Source organism: Tenacibaculum sp. 1_MG-2023 (assembly GCF_030547425.1).
In the GTDB taxonomy this organism is placed as follows: domain Bacteria; phylum Bacteroidota; class Bacteroidia; order Flavobacteriales; family Flavobacteriaceae; genus Polaribacter.
Map to the genome: position 1 here is coordinate 24,737 of NZ_JAUORH010000020.1, position 17,343 is coordinate 42,079.

Consider the following 17,343-nt stretch of genomic DNA (forward strand, 5'->3'; position numbering starts at 1 on the left):
ATTAATCAGGAGTTTTCTTATATATACTAATTACTCTGCGTTATCTAAAAATTCTTTGAATCGTTCAGTAAACTTGTCAAAAAATGATTTAGATTTTTTCGCTTTGTGTTCCTTCTCTTCTCGAACTTCTTCTACAATCTCGTTTTCTTCCTCAATAGCTTCTTCTACTAACGCTTCTGGCACTTCTTTTACAATTACTTTTTCTTCAGTTTCCTTTTGTAAACCTTCCATTAACAACCCTACAGCAGTTGCAAATGCTGGACTTGATAATCCTTCATCTGAATCTCCCGCTAAGTGTTCATTTGGATACCCAATACGAACGTCCATTCCAGTAATATATTCTACTAACTGGCGTAAATGTTTTAATTGAGCTCCACCTCCTGTTAATACAATACCTGCAATTAGTTTTCCTTTTTGAGTTTCATGCCCATAGTTCTTAATTTCTAAGTACACATGTTCAATAATTTCTTGAACTCTAGCATGAATTATTTTTGATAAATTTTTTAGCGTAATTTCTTTAGGTTCTCTTCCTCTTAACCCAGGAATTGAAACAATTTCTGTTTCTTTATTTTCTCCAGGCCACGCAGAACCAAACTTAATTTTTAATAATTCAGCTTGTTTTTCAATTATTGAACAACCTTCTTTTATATCTTCAGTAATTACATTGCCTCCAAAAGGTATGACTGCTGTATGACGAATAATTCCGTCTTTGAATATGGCTAAATCTGTAGTTCCCCCACCTATATCAATCAATGCTACACCTGCTTCTTTTTCTTCTTGGCTTAATACTGCTGATGCTGACGCTAAAGGTTCAAGAGTAATATCTGATAGATTTAACCCCGCACTCTTAATACATCTGCCTACATTTCGAATAGAAGAAACTTGACCTACTACTACGTGAAAGTTAGCTTCTAATCTTCCTCCATACATCCCTATAGGTTCTTTTATATCTGGCTGGCTATCTACTTTAAACTCTTGTGGTAATACGTGAATAATTTCCTCACCAGGTAGCATAACCAATTTATGTACCTGACTTACTAAATTTTCAATATCTGTTGCATCAATTACCTCTTCTGATTTTTCTCTTGTTATGTAGTCACTATGGTGTAGACTACGTATATGTTGACCAGCAATACCTACTACAACATTTTCTATTTTATGCCCTGAAATACTTTCTGCTTCTTCAGCTGCCTGCTGAATAGACTGAATAGTTTGCGTAATGTTATTAACTACTCCTCGCTTTACACCTAAACTTTTCGCTTTACCAATACCTAAAACTTCAAGCTTACCGTATTCGTTTCTACGACCAATCATGGCAACAATCTTGGTTGTACCAATATCTAAACCAACTGCTATTTTATTGTTTTCCATCTTGATTTTGTTTTGTGCACACAACTTGGTTGTGGTATTTTACATTTATCGCTTTATAGTTATTAATGGTTTTGTCTGTAAATGCTTTGTTATAAAATGCTGTTAGCTTTTTAAACTTTATTGAGGCATCTGTTAACTCTCCAAAAATTATCTTATAATCACCACTACGAACTGTAAATGTATATTCGTTTTGGGCGTCTTTTTGAATAGCAATAATTTCTTTAGCAAAAAAACTATTACTATTTATGTTCTTTATTAACGTCGTTAATTCTTTGATTTCTTTTGCCCCCCTTACTCCTAAAACTAATGGTACTCTTGCTGAAAAATTTGTTGATAACGGAATTTCAACTCCATACTTATCAACATAAAAAGATGTATCTTTATCAACAATTCGAGCTATCGGTGTTCGTTGTTTTATCGTAGTTTTTAACACCCCATCTACAGTTAAAAACACAGCTGTTTTTTCAACATACGGATTCGCCGAAACATTAGCCTCTAGAAAGTGTAAATCTACCAATCTTTTTGGTTGATTTTTAACAAATTCATTATTTTGTATTAACAATTTATCAACCATACTGTGTGTCAAAAAGTTATTATCTCCAGCAGCAAATTCTACCACCGTATTTTTCACCTTTTTTAATCCATTTCTATTGGTTGTAAAACCATACAAAAACACCAAAAACATCAACAGCAAGAAAAAAGACAGATATGTTGCTAATTTTTTCATTCTATTTTTTGTGTTTTTCTTTTAATTTATCTTTTACTTCATCAACCAATAAACCAATATCTCCTGCACCTAACATTGCTACAATTTTTGACTCAGATTTTATGATTTCGTCACTTAATTTTTCCTTTGATATTAGCTTTTTATCATCAATGGTAATTTTCTCTAACAACCAACTAGAGGTAATTCCTTTTATTGGTAATTCTCTGGCTGGATAAATATCTAATAAAAGTACTTCATCAAACAACGATAAGGCTTTTGCAAAATCATCCACAAAATCTCTGGTCCTACTAAACAAATGTGGTTGAAATACAGCCAACACCTTTTCTTTGGGGTACATCTCTCTAACAGATTGCGCTACTGCTTTTATTTCAGTTGGGTGGTGTGCATAATCATCAATCAACACAATATCTTCTGTTTTTAACCTATAAGAAAACCTGCGTTGTACCCCTTTAAAACTGCTTAATTGCTTTTTAACTTTCTCTAAAGACACTCCATAAACATCCGCAATAGCTAATGCTGCTAAAGCATTCATCATGTTATGATTTCCTGGTAAATGAAATGCTACATTTTTAATTTCTGATGTTGGTGTTTTTACATCAAAAACATATTTACCTTCTTCTATTTTTACATTATAAGCTTTGTAATCTGCTTCTTCATTAACTGCGTATGTTAAACCTTTTAAGGGCAATCCTTTTGCTACGATCAAAGTATCAGAAACTTTACTTGCAAAATCTCTAAATGATTGTTGTAAAAATTCGTTTTCTCCATAGATATCTAGATGATCAGCATCCATAGAGGTTACACAAGCTATATTGGGTGATAGCTTTAAAAACGAACGGTCAAACTCATCTGCTTCAACTACCGAAACTTTATCTTCTCCTAAAATTAAATTAGAATTATAATTTTCTGCAATGCCTCCTAAAAACGAAGTAGCTTTTTCAGGTTGCATAATGTGCCCTAAAATAGAAGATGTTGTTGTTTTTCCGTGAGTTCCTGCCACTGCTAAACAAAAAGTACTCTTGGTTATTTCTCCCAGCACTTCTGCTCTTTTTAAAACTGTGTATCCGTTATCTATAAAATAATTTAATTCTTGATGATTTTTAGGAACTGCTGGTGTATATACCACCAATGTTTTTTCTTTATTTAAAAATGAAATAGGAATATTCTTTACAGCGTCTTCAAAATGGACTTCTACTCCTATTTCTTCTAAACTTTTAGTGATAGGTGTTGGTGTTTTATCATACCCTGCAACTACTTTTCCATTCACAGAAAAATATCGTGCTATGGCGCTCATTCCTATTCCGCCAATACCTATAAAATAAACGTTATGTATCGTTTTTAAATTCACTAATTGATTAATTTTTCTATTTCGTTAACGATATGATTTGTTGCATTTGGCAACGCTAACTCATTAATATTTTCACTTAAACTTTCTTGTTTTCCTTTGTCTTTCAACAAGGTTTCTAACACAACAGGAAAGGTATCTAGTTCATTCTCTTTAACTACTAATGCTCCGTGTTTATCTGCAATAGATTTTGCATTTTTTGTTTGATGGTCTTCGGCAACGTTTGGTGAAGGAATAAAAATAGTTGGTTTACCTACTATACATAATTCTGATACTGAACTTGCTCCTGCTCTTGATACAATAAAATCTGAAGCAGCATAGGCTAAATCCATTCTATTTAAAAACTGATGCACTTGTACATTCTCTAATTCATCATATTTTTTATATTCTTCAAAATACAACTTACCACATTGCCATATTAATTGAACTCCTTGCTTTTTAAAGAAGTTTAAATTTTCTTCTACCAATTGATTTATCTTACGAGCTCCAAGACTTCCTCCTAATATTAAAATTGTTTTTTTAGACGTATCTAACTCAAAAAACTCTTTGCCTTCTTCTATTTTTGTATGGATAAATAACAAGTCTTGACGAACAGGGTTCCCTGTTTTTTCTATTTTATCTTCAGAGAAAAAACGCTCTAAATTATCGTATGCAACACATATTTTCTGTGCTTTTTTCCCCAATAATCTATTGGTTATTCCAGGATATGAATTTTGCTCTTGTATTAAGGTTGGTATTCCTTTCTTATTAGCAACCATTAATGTTGGTCCGCTTGCAAAACCTCCTGTTCCAACAGCAACATCTGGTTTAAATTTTCGTATAATTAGATATGCTTTCCATAAACTACTTACTAGTTTAAAAGGAAACATTAAGTTCTTTAAAGTTAGTTTTCTTTGGATTCCTGAAATCCACAATCCTTTGATTTCATATCCTGCTTGTGGAACTTTTTCCATTTCCATTTTATCTTTTGCTCCAACGAACAAAATGTTAGCTTCCGGGTAACGAACTTTTATTTCGTTAGCAATTGCTATTGCAGGATAAATATGACCTCCTGTACCTCCACCGCTTATTATGATATTAATCGATTGTTTCATACAGTCTTTTTTATGTTAACAGTGTTGTATGTAACACTCATAATAATTCCAACCCGTATATCTGTATTTTTAGTCCAGCGTTTCATGTAAAATATCTAAAGGGTTATCATCTAAAATTGTTTCTTCAGTTTCGTTTTTAGAAGCGCTTACACTTAAAATCATTCCTAATGCGAAACATGTCATCCAAATAGAGGTACCTCCACTACTAATTAGCGGAAGTGTTTGTCCTGTTACTGGTAAAATATTCACTGCTACTGCCATGTTTATCATTGCTTGAAAAACAATGGGAATTCCCACCCCCACGACTAATAAAGTTGCAAATATGGTGGTAGCTTTTTTGGCGGTTATTAAAATTCTGAAAAGCAATAAGAAATAAATAAATATTACCACTATCGCTCCTGCAAAACCGTATTCTTCAACAATAATTGCATAGATAAAATCGGATGAAGATTGTGGTAAAAAGTTTTTCTGTACACTTTTACCTGGTCCTTTACCTATTACTCCTCCTGTAGCAATAGCTATTTTGGCCTTTTCCACTTGGTAATCTTCTTCTCCGTCTGATTGGGAAAAGCTTTCAATTCTACTTTTCCAAGTGTTTACACGGTTGGGCATTGCATCTGGAAATGCTTTCGCTACTAAAATAAAAAAAAGGAAAGCAAAAAGTCCTATTCCTAATATATAGCCTATATATTTCAACGGGTATCCCCCTATAAAAGAAACCATTAAAATCATAAAGAACACCATAGCTGTCGTTGAGAAGTTTGCTGGTAAAATTAACACCAGTACTAAACCTACCGGAAGCCACAACTGCAATAGACTTTCTTTAAAAGAAATTACTTTTTCTTTATTTTTTGCTAAGTATCGTGCAACATATACCATTAACACTAAACCTGCTAGTGTAGAGGTTTGAAACCCAATACCTACAAATGGAATACGAATCCACCTACTCGCATTTGCCCCTCCAATGGTAGTTCCTTGCGCTAAGGTAAAAACCAACAGCAAAACAACAACAGGCAGCATTAAAACGGAACCTCCACTGAAGTACCTATATGGAATTTTATGCACTCCATAAATTACTGCAAACCCTGTAATTAATAATACAATGTGCTTTACCAAATGCCCTAAGGTAGAACCGTTACCAACTACATACACCAAATTGGTACTCGCACTGTATATTGGCATAAACGAAAATATCGCCAATACTGCAACTATAGCCCAAATGGCTCGATCTCCTTTTATATGTCGAAAGATGTTTTTCATCAATCTTTAGTGTGCTTTATATATTTCTTACAGCTTCTTTAAATTTTCTTCCTCTATCTTCATAGCTTTCAAATAAATCGAAACTAGCACATGCTGGCGACAACAGTACTGTATCTCCTCTTTGTGCCACTTTATAAGCTACTTTTACTGCTTCTTCTGCTCCAGCAGTTTCTACCATAACATCTACTACATTTGCAAAAGTGTCTATGATTTTTTGATTATCTAACCCTAAACAAACTATCGCTTTTACTTTTTCTCTCACTAGAGGCAATAAATCAGTATAATCATTTCCTTTATCAACTCCTCCTACAATCCAAACTGTCGGATTATCCATACACTCTAATGCGTAAAAAGCCGCATTTACATTCGTAGCTTTGCTATCGTTAATGAATTCAATTCCATTTACTTTTTGCACTTTTTCTAAACGGTGTTCTACACCTTCAAAATCAGATAGGCTTTCTGCAATTGTTTCTTTTCTTACTTTTAACAACCTTGCAGCCATTGATGTAGCCATTGCATTTTTAGTGTTATGCTTTCCTTGTAATGTTAGCTCAGAAACCTTCATTAATTTTTCTTCTGTATTAAATTTCATTATTATCGTATCTTGTCTTAAAAAAGCCCCGTATTCCAATTCTTTCTCTACTGAAAATGGCACTAGCGTTGCTTTTGTTTTATTATTTTTTAACCAATTTTGAATTGCTTCATCATCGGCATCGTATATTAAAAAATCATCCTTTGTTTGATTTTTTGTAATTCTGAATTTTGAGTTTATATAGTTATCAAATTCATATTCATATCGATCTAAATGATCTGGTGTTATGTTTGTTACTATTGCGATATGTGGTTTAAATTTTTCGATTCCATCTAACTGAAAACTACTTAATTCCAACACATATTCGTCATACTTATCATCAACCACTTGTTCAGCGAAACTATCTCCTATATTTCCTCCAACCCCTACATTTAAGCCTGCTTTTTTTAATACATAATGTAGTAACATGGTTGTAGTTGTTTTTCCGTTTGAACCTGTAACACCTACAATAGTTGCATTAGTAAATTCTGAAGCAAATTCTATTTCTGAAATCACTTTAATTCCTTTTGAAACTAACTTTTGCACCAATGCTACTTTTTCTGGAATCCCAGGACTCTTCATCACCACGTCAGCATTTAGGATTTTATCTTTTGTATGCTGATTTTCTTCAAAATCGATTGAATTATGTAAAAGAACTTTTTTATATCGCTCTGCTATACTTCCTTTATCTGAAACAAAAACTTCATATCCTTTTTGTTTCCCTAAAAGTGCTGTTCCTACACCACTTTCTCCCCCACCAAGCACAACCAATCTTTTCATTTTTTAATTAACGACTTTAGATTTATTGATAGATGATTTACTTTTTACTTTTTTTATGGAAGTTACTATAATTGAGGTCAACTCATTCGCTTCTTTATGCAGTCTTTTCAATTCTTCTTGATTATTTTCATGAATCGACATGAAAATCTCTAAAAAAAACATACTTTCATCTACTTCTTCTTCAACAATTTTTAATTTATGAATAAAGTCGGCTGAAGATTTTGCTCTACAAGCAGCTCTATAATTAGCTCCAACCGAACTAGAACATCTTATCAATTGTCTACAATAAGCATCAAACTCTCTTGTTTTAGGGTATTCTTCACATAACCTCCAACAATCAATAGCAAATTGTTTAGTTCTATTTTTAATCTGTTCTTTCATTCAATCTTATATCTTAAATCACAACTCCAAAATCTCCTTTATCTTAACTTCAATGTTACTATGGTAAATACTGCTAATAAAATTCCTACAATCCAAAAGCGTACTACAATTTTACTTTCGTGATAGTTTAGTTTTTGATAATGGTGGTGTAGAGGTGACATTTTAAATATTCGTCTTCCTTCTCCAAACCTCTTCTTTGTGTACTTAAACCATGAAACTTGTAGTATTACTGATAAATTCTCTACTACAAATATTCCAGCTAAAACTGGTAGTAACAATTCTTTTCTTATAGCAATTGCTATTACTGCTATGATACCTCCAATGGTTAAACTCCCTGTATCTCCCATGAATACTTGTGCTGGGTAGGTATTATACCATAAAAACCCTATTAACGCTCCTGCAAAAGCAAAGATGAACACTGTCATTTCTCCTGACTTTGGAATGTACATTACATCTAAATAATCTGCAAAAATGATGTTACCAGATACCCATGCAAAAATTGCCAGCGTTATTACCATGATTGCGGATGAACCCGCTGCTAAACCATCAATCCCATCTGTTAAGTTCGCCCCATTTGAAACTCCTGTAACAATAAAAACAGTAACAAAAATGAAGATTATCCATCCATATTTCTGGTATCCATCTCCTAAAAAACTTAATGCTTTTGCATAGTCTAGTTCATTATTCTTTAAAAAAGGAACTGTTGTTTTTGTTGATTTATGTGCTTCTCCAAACACTTTCTTTTTACCGTCTACTTGTACAACTTGCTCTGAAACTGGTAGTTGTTCTTTTATAGTTACATCTGGATGAAAATATAACATAGAACCTACAATTACACCAAGTCCTACTTGCCCTAAAACCTTAAATTTCCCTTTTAATCCAGCTTTATCCTTTTTAAAGACCTTTATATAATCATCCGTAAAACCAATAAGCCCCATCCAAACAGTGGTTATCAATAGAATGATAATGTATATATTTTCTAGTTTGGCTAAGAATAATACAGGAATTAATGTGGCAAGAATTATAATTACACCTCCCATAGTAGGTGTTCCTGCTTTTTGCACTTGCCCATCTAAACCCAAATCCCTTACTGTTTCTCCAACTTGTTGCCTTCTTAAATAATTGATAATTTTTTTACCAAAAATGGTCGAAATCAACAGAGATAATATGAATGCCATTGCAGATCGAAATGTGATGAATTGAAACACACTTGCTCCTGTTAAGCTAAATTCACTTTCTAAATATTGAAATAAATAATACAGCATTCGTTAGTATTTTTTTAGTTGATTAAAATAGTTGGTTACTTCTTCTAAATCATCAAAATGATGCCTAACACCATTTATTTCTTGGTAGGTTTCATGTCCTTTTCCTGCAATGAGTACAATATCTCCTGATTTTGCTAGCTTACATGCTGTTTTTATAGCCTGTCTTCTATCTACAATTGATAGTGTTTTTTTATAATTTTCTGCCGCAACTCCTGTTTCCATTTCATCAATTATTGACTGCGGATCTTCTGTTCTAGGGTTATCTGAAGTAAAAACAACTTGATCACTTAATTGAGAAGCAATTAACGCCATTTTTGGACGCTTTGATCTATCTCTATCTCCTCCACAACCTACAACTGTAATTACTGTTTCATTTCCTGTTCGGATATCATTAATGGTTTGTAATACATTTTTTAATGCATCTGGTGTATGTGCATAGTCTACTATGGCCGTAACTCCATCATCTGAAACCGTGTACTGAAACCGTCCACTTACACTTTCTAACTCACTTACAATTCGTAAAATTTCTATTTTCTCTAGCCCTAATAACTCAGCCACCCCATATATTGCTAATAAATTATAAGCATTGAACTCACCTATTAGCTTTGTCCAAACTTCTATTCCATTGATTGTTAACAAGGTTCCTGATAGACGTTTTTCTAACACTTTTGCTTTAAAATCTCCTAATGTTTTAAGCGCATAAGTTTGTTTATTCGCCTTTGTGTTTTGTAGCATTATTTGCCCATTTTTATCATCAATATTCACCAAGGCAAATGCTGATTTTGGTAACGAATCAAAAAACGATTTTTTTACATCACGATATTCTGCAAATGTTTCGTGATAATCTAAATGATCGTGTGATAAATTTGTAAATACTCCTCCTGAAAACTCCATCCCTTCCGTACGTTTTTGATGAATTCCATGAGAACTTACTTCCATAAAACAATAGTCAACTCCTGCTTCAACCATTTTTGATAGATATTGATTTATCGCTACTGAATTTGGCGTTGTATGTGTCGCTTTAAATTCTTCTTCATCAACCATCACTTTCACAGTTGACAACAGCCCTACTTTATATCCTGCTTTTTTAAACAGTTGATACAACAAACTTGCAATAGTAGTTTTACCATTTGTCCCTGTTACTCCTACTAATCGCAAGCTCTTTGACGGGCTGTTATAATAATTTGCTGCCATTATTGCTAAAGCAGCATTTGAATCTTCTACTATAATATAAGTTACTTCTTCACTTCTATCGTTCGGCATTTCTTCACAAATAATAGCTTCAGCACCTAACGATACTGCTTTCTCTATAAACTGATGTCCGTCTACCGTTACGCCTTTTTGAGCTACAAAAACATCTCCACTCCCCACCTTTCTGCTATCAAAATGAATTGTTCCTATAGTAATATCTATATTTCCGTAAACTTCTTTTACAGCTACCTTATATAATATGTCTTTTAATCTTTTCAACTATGATAGTTTTAAATATATCGTTGCACCTTTTGAGACTTTCAGTCCTCTATCTACAGATTGTTCCGTTACCTTTCCTACTCCTGAGAATTTAACTTTTAGCCCCATGTTCTCTAGCAGTGCAACTGCGTCCATTCCACTCATACCTATTACTTTCGGCATGATTGTTTTATATTTTCTTAATTTTTGATAGTATTCTTGATACTCTTTACCAAGAGCTTCTTCTGAAATCTCATCAGATACAAATTGGTTATTAATTGCTGTTGATGTGTAAATCTTTTGAGCTATCTCTTTAAATATAGGTGCCGCCACTATTGCACCATAATATCCTTTTTCTTTTTTTGGACTATGAACTACTACAATGCAAGAGTATTTTGGTTCATCTGCGGGAAAAAACCCTGCAAAAGAAGCTACATATTTTTGATTTGAGTAATACCCTCCTTCGTACTCTCCTTTAGCATTCTTAGTTCTTGGAATATATTTTTTTGCTGTTCCAGTTTTTCCTGCCATAGAAAAGTTTGGTGAATATATCCTCTTACCTGTTCCGTATTTTATAGTATTCTCCATCACTTTTCGAACTTTATTTATAGTTTCTTGTGATGCTATTTTTTCTTTTAACACTTCTGTTCCAAAGCTTTCTTCTACCTTACCTCCAACTCTTAACTCTTTAACAAAGTATGGTTTCACCAATTTACCGTCATTTGCAACTGCGTTATAAAACGCCAATGTTTGTAATGGCGTAAGATGAATCCCATACCCCCAAGCCATCCATTCTAGCGAAATCGGACTCCAACTTTTCTCTGTTGGCTCTGGTATATAAGGCTTCCCTTCTCCTTTTATTTTAACACCTGTTAATTGATCTAATCCAAAAGATTTGATTCTATCCGTGAATTTTTTTGGGTTCTTATCGTAGTATTTTTGGATTGTTTTTACAATTCCAACATTTGAAGAAACCTCAAATACTCTTCCTAATGATATTTTTCCGTGCCCTCCTCTTTTACTGTCTTCTACTTTACGGTTATTAATATAAATTCTACCTTTTTCACAATCTACCACTGTTGAAGTATCTACAACTTTGTCTTCTAAAGCCACCATTAAACTAGCTAACTTAAAGGTTGACCCTGGTTCGTGACTCTCCCAAACAGCATAATTTCTTTTTTCGTAATACCTCCCTTTAGAAGTCCTCCCTAAATTAGAGATCGCTTTAATCTCTCCTGTTTCTACTTCCATCACTACAGCACAACCATGGTCAGCTTCAAAATACTCCATCTGTCTTAACAGAGCATGATGCGTAATATCTTGAACATTTACATCTATTGTAGTAATTACATCACTTCCATCTATTGGTTCTTTCTCATTTACATCATTAATTGGCTTCCATTGTCCTTTAGCAATTTTTTGCTTTAAGCGCCAACCATTTTCTCCTTGCATATAATCTGCAAAAGCACCTTCAATTCCTGCCCCTCCCCTATAGTCATCATACCCAATAGTACGTTCTGCTATTTTACCAATAGGATGTACACGAACTGTTTTTTGTTCCGCTATAAAACCTCCTCGATATACTCCTCGGTTAAAAATCGGGAAGCTTTTCATCCTCACATAGTCATTATACCCTACATTACGAGCTATTAACAAATATCGGTTTCTACGCTTTTTTGCATTACGTAATTTCTTTTGATAATAGCCTGCTGGTTTTCCTAACAACCCAGAAAGTGATTCAGAAAGTGCTCGAATATTTTTTTCAAAAACTTCAGAGTCTACCGACACCACATCCATACGAATGGTAAATTTTGACATAGAAGTTGCCAGTAAATTTCCATCTGCTGCATATACATTTCCTCTATTCGCAAAAATAGTATCGTTTTTAACTGTTTTTTCTTCAGAAAGCTTTCTATACTTATCCCCTTCTACATATTGAAGTTTAAAAAGTCTAAAAATGATAACTACAAAGAAAAGCGTCATTAAAACAACTATCACATAGAGTTTGTTTAATATGCCTTTTTTTATTACCATTTTATATTACTCTTTATTATATGTTACTTTTATTTTTTGAGGCGGTTTTTTTGCAGGGTACAACCCTTTACTCTTTACTTTATCTCGAATACTACTTTCTAACTTCATTCGCATTAGCTGAGTACTCGTATCTACATCTTCAGCCCGCAACTCTCTTTTTTTCTTATTCAGTGCTGCTATTTCCACCACTTTTGCATCTGCACTATGCGAACTATAAATCATTACCAACAACAGCAGCACCACAAAAATCAGAATCCGCCAATTTTTAAACGAACTTTCATCCGTAAGAAAACTTCCTCTTAAAAGATCATATATACTATTTCTTACTTTAGACATTATTTCAATGTTGCTATCCTTAATTTCGCACTTCGTGCCCTATTATTTTCTTTTATCTCTGCTTTTGTTGGTATAATCATTTTACCAACTTTTTTAAGCGGCTCGCTAGTATTACCATAAAAATCCTTTTCTGGCTCTCCACTAAACAACCCTGTTCTTATAAATCGCTTCACCAACCTATCTTCTAACGAATGATATGAAATCACACTTAGCCTTCCTTCTTCATTTAATAAACCTGGCATTTGCTCTAAAAACTCTTTCAATACTTCCAACTCTTGATTTACCTCAATACGTATTGCTTGAAAAATTTGTGCTAATATTTTATGTTCCTTTGCTTTTGGAAGAAACTTCTGTAACACTTCTTTTAACTCAAAACTTGTTTTAATTTCTCTATCAACCCTTGCTTCAACAATAGTTTTCGCCAAGGTTCGCGCATTTCGTAACTCCCCATATAAAAACAACACATCCGCCAAATTTTCTTCACTATATGTATTGATAATTTTTTTTCCTGAGAGATTAGACTTTTGATCCATTCTCATATCTAAATCTGCATCAAAACGAGTTGAAAACCCTCTTTCTGCTTCATCAAACTGATGTGACGACACTCCTAAATCAGCCAACACACCATCAACCTTCTTTACACCATAAAAACGCAAAAACCTAGATATAAATCGAAAATTCTCACCAATCAACACAAAGCGTGAATCGTCAATTTTATTTTGCTGTGCGTCCGGATCTTGATCAAAAGCAAACAATTTTCCTTTTTCTCCTAAACGACTTAATATTTCTCGAGAGTGCCCTCCTCCTCCAAAGGTCACATCCACATACACACCATCTTCTTTTATATTTAGCGCATCTACGCTTTCCTTCAACAAAACTGGATTATGATAACTCATCTGCTTCTGTATTACCCATCACTTCCTCTGCTAAATCAGCAAAATCAACAACAGCATCATCAATTACTTTTTCGTACTTATCCTTATCCCAAATCTCAATAATATTCACTGCAGAAGAAAGCACTACTTGCTTTTCAATCCCTGCAAACTGACATAAATCTTTCGGAACCAATATCCTTCCAGAAGCATCCACATCTACTACTTTTACACCAGCTGTAAACCTTCTGATAAAATCATTATTTTTCTTTACGAATCGATTTAGTTTATTGATTTTTGCCATCATCAAATTCCATTCTTGCATCGGATACAACTCCAAACAAGACTGAAAAACAGACCGTTTAATCACAAAACCCTCTTGCAACACAGAAGACAACTGCTTCTTGAACGCTGATGCCATCATCAACCTTCCTTTAGCATCTACCTTACACTCATATGTTCCAATTAAATTTACCACGTAAAGAAACTATAGTTTGCATCAAAAATAAAAAATATTTACCACTTTTTACCACTTTTTACCACTTTGTTAATAAGTTTTGTTTTTCAAGCTAAAAAACTGATACTAAAACACTTCAACACTACCCTTATACACGAAATAATAAAAATGAAAAAGTGATAAAAAAGAACTACATTTGTGGTAAAGTCAAATCAGAAACATATATGACTGAATTTTTAAAGAAAGAAGACAAATTTACATATGCTGAAGCAGGAGAAGGAAGCCCAATTATCATCCTTCACGGATTAATGGGAGCTCTTAGTAATTTTGGTTCCACTTTTAATCATCTTTCAAAAAAAGGATATCAAGTTTTTATACCAGAATTGCCCTTATACACCTTACCTCTCCTTAAAACTAACGTGAAAAATTTAGCCAAATTTTTACATGATTTCATAGAATACAAAGGACTTAAAAATGTTACTTTATTAGGAAATTCTTTAGGCGGACACATTGCTTTATATTATACAAAACATTATTCTGAAGATGTTAAAGCATTAGTTTTAACAGGTAGTTCAGGACTGTACGAAAATTCCATGGGAGACAGTTATCCTAAAAGAGGAGATAAGGAGTTTGTTAGAAAAAAAGCACAAGATGTTTTTTATGATAAAGCTATAGCTACAGACGAACTTGTTGATCAAGTATATGATGTTATTAACGATAGAAATACTTTGATTAGAACTTTAGCCATTGCTAAAAGTGCTATTCGTCATAACATGGCCAAAGATTTACCCAACATGGAACAACCTACCTGTCTAATTTGGGGAAAACAAGATAGTGTTACTCCACCAGAAGTTGCTGAAGACTTCAAAAAGCTCTTACCTGACGCTGATTTATTCTGGATTGACAAATGTGGACATGCAGCTATGATGGAAACTCCAGAAGAGTTTAACGAAATTTTAGAAAACTGGCTTTCCAAACGAGAAATATAACAGCTAAACTAGCTTAAGTATAGTATGAAAATAAAATCTGCTGAATTTGTAATGAGTAACAGCAATGTTACCAAAGCTCCTAAAGACAGAATACCTGAATATGCTTTTATTGGGCGTTCAAATGTTGGTAAATCATCTTTAATCAACATGTTAATGGAGCGTAAAGATTTAGCTAAAATCTCTGGAAAACCAGGAAAAACACAGCTTATCAATCACTTTAAAATTAACGGTGAATGGTTTTTAGTAGATTTACCAGGATATGGTTATGCTCAGGTTTCAAAAAAGAAACGCACTATCTTTCAATATTTTATTGAGAATTACTTTAAAGAACGTGAGCAACTTGTTTGCACCTTTGTTTTAATTGACTCCCGCCACGATCCACAGAAAATAGATTTAGAGTTTATGCAGTTTTTAGGAGAAAATCACATTCCTTTTTGTATTGTTTTCACAAAAGCTGATAAACTCGGTAGCTCTAAGTTAAACAAACAAATTACTACTTACAAAAAAAAGCTATTAAATTATTGGGAGGAATTACCAATGAGCTTCGTTACTTCTTCATCTACAGGAATGGGACGTGATGAGTTTTTAAACTTTATTGATCAAGTAAACGAGGACGTAGCAGAAAACTTCAAATAATCTTTCTGAGCTTAAGGTAACACCTATTATGCACTCTACTAAAGAAAACTTACAAGTTTTACATGAAGACAACCATATTATAGTTGTTAACAAACGTGCAGGTGATATTGTGCAAGGTGACAAAACTGGTGACAAACCACTTTCTGACGTAGTTAAAGAGTACATCAAAAAAAAACACAACAAACCAGGAAATGTTTTTTTAGGAACTGTTCATCGTTTAGACAGACCTACCTCAGGTATTGTTATCTATGCCCGAACTTCAAAAGCTTTGGAGCGCTTAAATAAAATGTTGCGCGACAAAACCATAAAAAAGACTTATTGGGCAGTAGTGCAACAACAACCTAAAAAAGCTGCTGACACTTTAACAAATTATTTAAAAAAGAATCCTAAGAACAATAAGTCTACAGCCTACAACAAAGAAGTTAACGGCAGTAAAAAAGCTATTTTACATTACACAACACTAAAAAAATTAGACAACTATTCGTTACTTGAAGTTGACTTAGAAACAGGTCGTCATCATCAAATTCGCGTACAACTTTCTAACATTGGTGCTATTATTAAAGGTGATTTAAAGTATGGCGCTAAAAGAAGTAATAAAGATGGAAGTATTCATTTACATGCTCGAAAAATAGAATTTACACATCCAGTTAGTAAAGAACTTATTAAAATCACTGCCCCAACTCCTTCTGAACCAGTTTGGGATGCTTGCTTGTAATTTGTATATTTAGACAAATTTCACATAAGATGAAAGCTCTTAAATTTTTAACTATCTTAATACTCCCTATAACCGTATACATTTCGTTTACAAGTATGGGTTGGTTAACATTATTACCTTTAGTCGTATTTTTTGGGTTTGTTCCTCTACTTGAACTGCTTTTTAACCCAGACAAAGAAAACCTTAGTAAAGAACAGGAAGAGCAAGAAAAAGAAAACAAGATTTATACTTATATCTTATACACAACAGTACCTGTTCAATTACTTTTTTTAGGATGGTTTTTATGGATGATGAAAGATGCACAATTAACCACCATAGAATATATAGGAAGAATCTCTGCTATGGGCTTACTATGTGGTGTAATTGGCATTAATGTAGGACATGAATTAGGTCATCGGAACAACCGTTTTGATGAGTTTTTAGGTGAGGTTTTATTATTAACATCTTTAAATACTCACTTTTTACCCTATCATAATGCCGGACATCATTTTAATGTAGCTACACCTAAAGATGCTGCAACCGCAAGAAAAAATGAAATAGTATATCTATTCTGGATCCGTTCTCATTTTCAAAGCTACTATCAAGCTTGGGAAACAGAAAACAGACGCCTACAAAATTCTGGTAGAAATTGGCTTCATCTACAAAACAGAATGCTCATATATACGATTTGCAACATACTGTTATTAGCAGGTACTTTCTTTCTCTTTGGATTAAATGCTCTACTTGCTTTTACAGCAGCAGCTATTTTTGGAATTTTATTACTAGAAACTGTAAACTATATAGAACATTACGGACTACTACGTAAACAAAACGAAAAAGGTCGTTATGAACGTGTAAAAAGAACTCATTCATGGAATTCTGATCACAGAATTGGCATGTTAATGCTGTTTAATTTATCTCGCCATTCTGATCATCACTATAACGGAAGTAAACATTATCAACTCTTAAAATCCCTACCTGAAAGTCCGCAAATGCCAACAGGATATCCAGGTATGATGCTCGTAGCTTTGGTGCCTCCTTTATGGTTTTCAATAATGAATAAAAAATTACAAGATATATAA

General features: G+C 33.3%; 17 protein-coding genes. 4 read left to right on the top strand and 13 right to left on the bottom strand.

Features of this window, described 5'->3' with window-relative positions; translation table 11 throughout:
- Positions 1 to 30: 30 nt before the first annotated feature.
- The 13 genes from ftsA to mraZ all read right to left on the bottom strand — a co-directional run bounded on the left by ftsA (position 31) and on the right by mraZ (position 13,963).
- Positions 31 to 1,371 (bottom strand): cell division protein FtsA, encoded by a 1,341-nt coding sequence (ftsA, locus tag Q4517_RS12745; RefSeq protein WP_303510063.1) that lies wholly within the window; start codon positions 1,369 to 1,371, stop codon positions 31 to 33.
- Positions 1,358 to 2,098 carry a cell division protein FtsQ/DivIB gene (locus Q4517_RS12750; RefSeq protein WP_303510065.1) on the bottom strand — a complete coding sequence of 247 codons (741 nt, stop codon included), beginning with the start codon at positions 2,096 to 2,098 and terminating at the stop codon, positions 1,358 to 1,360. Before Q4517_RS12750 ends, ftsA begins: the two co-directional genes overlap by 14 nt.
- Before the next feature lies 1 nt (position 2,099).
- On the bottom strand, positions 2,100 to 3,446 hold the full coding sequence (gene murC / locus Q4517_RS12755; protein ID WP_303510066.1) for a UDP-N-acetylmuramate--L-alanine ligase: 1,347 nt from the start codon (positions 3,444 to 3,446) through the stop codon (positions 2,100 to 2,102).
- A complete protein-coding gene (gene murG, locus Q4517_RS12760; RefSeq protein WP_303510067.1) occupies positions 3,446 to 4,537 on the bottom strand; it encodes an undecaprenyldiphospho-muramoylpentapeptide beta-N-acetylglucosaminyltransferase in 1,092 nt (363 codons plus the stop codon). Before murG ends, murC begins: the two co-directional genes overlap by 1 nt.
- A 69-nt stretch (positions 4,538 to 4,606) precedes the next feature.
- Entirely contained in the window at positions 4,607 to 5,797 is a 1,191-nt protein-coding gene (locus tag Q4517_RS12765; RefSeq protein WP_115901785.1) for an FtsW/RodA/SpoVE family cell cycle protein, read from the bottom strand.
- Positions 5,798 to 5,813: 16 nt separating this feature from the next.
- Complete coding sequence (gene murD, locus Q4517_RS12770) at positions 5,814 to 7,148, bottom strand: UDP-N-acetylmuramoyl-L-alanine--D-glutamate ligase (protein ID WP_303510068.1); 1,335 nt, start codon at positions 7,146 to 7,148, stop codon at positions 5,814 to 5,816.
- A gap of 3 nt (positions 7,149 to 7,151) precedes the next feature.
- Entirely contained in the window at positions 7,152 to 7,529 is a 378-nt protein-coding gene (locus Q4517_RS12775) for a four helix bundle protein (RefSeq protein ID WP_303510070.1), read from the bottom strand.
- 38 nt (positions 7,530 to 7,567) lie between these two features.
- Positions 7,568 to 8,794 carry a phospho-N-acetylmuramoyl-pentapeptide-transferase gene (mraY, locus tag Q4517_RS12780; RefSeq protein ID WP_303510072.1) on the bottom strand — a complete coding sequence of 409 codons (1,227 nt, stop codon included), beginning with the start codon at positions 8,792 to 8,794 and terminating at the stop codon, positions 7,568 to 7,570.
- A gap of 3 nt (positions 8,795 to 8,797) precedes the next feature.
- A complete protein-coding gene (locus Q4517_RS12785; RefSeq protein ID WP_303510073.1) occupies positions 8,798 to 10,264 on the bottom strand; it encodes a UDP-N-acetylmuramoyl-L-alanyl-D-glutamate--2,6-diaminopimelate ligase in 1,467 nt (488 codons plus the stop codon).
- Positions 10,265 to 12,277 (bottom strand): penicillin-binding protein, encoded by a 2,013-nt coding sequence (locus Q4517_RS12790; RefSeq protein WP_303510075.1) that lies wholly within the window; start codon positions 12,275 to 12,277, stop codon positions 10,265 to 10,267. It abuts the gene before it with no gap.
- 6 nt (positions 12,278 to 12,283) lie between these two features.
- The gene (locus Q4517_RS12795) at positions 12,284 to 12,613 is read right to left on the bottom strand and encodes an FtsL-like putative cell division protein (protein WP_303510076.1); all 330 of its coding nucleotides are present in this window, start codon (positions 12,611 to 12,613) and stop codon (positions 12,284 to 12,286) included.
- The gene (gene rsmH, locus Q4517_RS12800; RefSeq protein WP_303510078.1) at positions 12,613 to 13,509 is read right to left on the bottom strand and encodes a 16S rRNA (cytosine(1402)-N(4))-methyltransferase RsmH; all 897 of its coding nucleotides are present in this window, start codon (positions 13,507 to 13,509) and stop codon (positions 12,613 to 12,615) included. The genes Q4517_RS12795 and rsmH overlap by 1 nt, the downstream gene beginning before the upstream one ends.
- Positions 13,496 to 13,963 (bottom strand): division/cell wall cluster transcriptional repressor MraZ, encoded by a 468-nt coding sequence (gene mraZ / locus Q4517_RS12805; RefSeq protein WP_303510079.1) that lies wholly within the window; start codon positions 13,961 to 13,963, stop codon positions 13,496 to 13,498. The genes rsmH and mraZ overlap by 14 nt, the downstream gene beginning before the upstream one ends.
- A 203-nt stretch (positions 13,964 to 14,166) precedes the next feature.
- Here mraZ and Q4517_RS12810 point away from each other — a divergent pair, with 203 nt between their 5' ends.
- From Q4517_RS12810 to Q4517_RS12825, 4 genes are read left to right on the top strand one after another with little or no spacing between them, the layout of a single operon-like run.
- Entirely contained in the window at positions 14,167 to 14,931 is a 765-nt protein-coding gene (locus Q4517_RS12810) for an alpha/beta fold hydrolase (RefSeq protein ID WP_303510083.1), read from the top strand.
- Between the two features lie 24 nt (positions 14,932 to 14,955).
- Entirely contained in the window at positions 14,956 to 15,567 is a 612-nt protein-coding gene (gene yihA, locus Q4517_RS12815; RefSeq protein ID WP_303510085.1) for a ribosome biogenesis GTP-binding protein YihA/YsxC, read from the top strand.
- A 28-nt stretch (positions 15,568 to 15,595) separates the two neighbouring features.
- Positions 15,596 to 16,282: an RluA family pseudouridine synthase gene (locus Q4517_RS12820; protein WP_303510087.1), complete on the top strand. Its 687-nt coding sequence runs from the start codon at positions 15,596 to 15,598 to the stop codon at positions 16,280 to 16,282.
- Positions 16,283 to 16,311: 29 nt separating this feature from the next.
- Positions 16,312 to 17,343 carry an alkane 1-monooxygenase gene (locus Q4517_RS12825; RefSeq protein WP_303510090.1) on the top strand — a complete coding sequence of 344 codons (1,032 nt, stop codon included), beginning with the start codon at positions 16,312 to 16,314 and terminating at the stop codon, positions 17,341 to 17,343.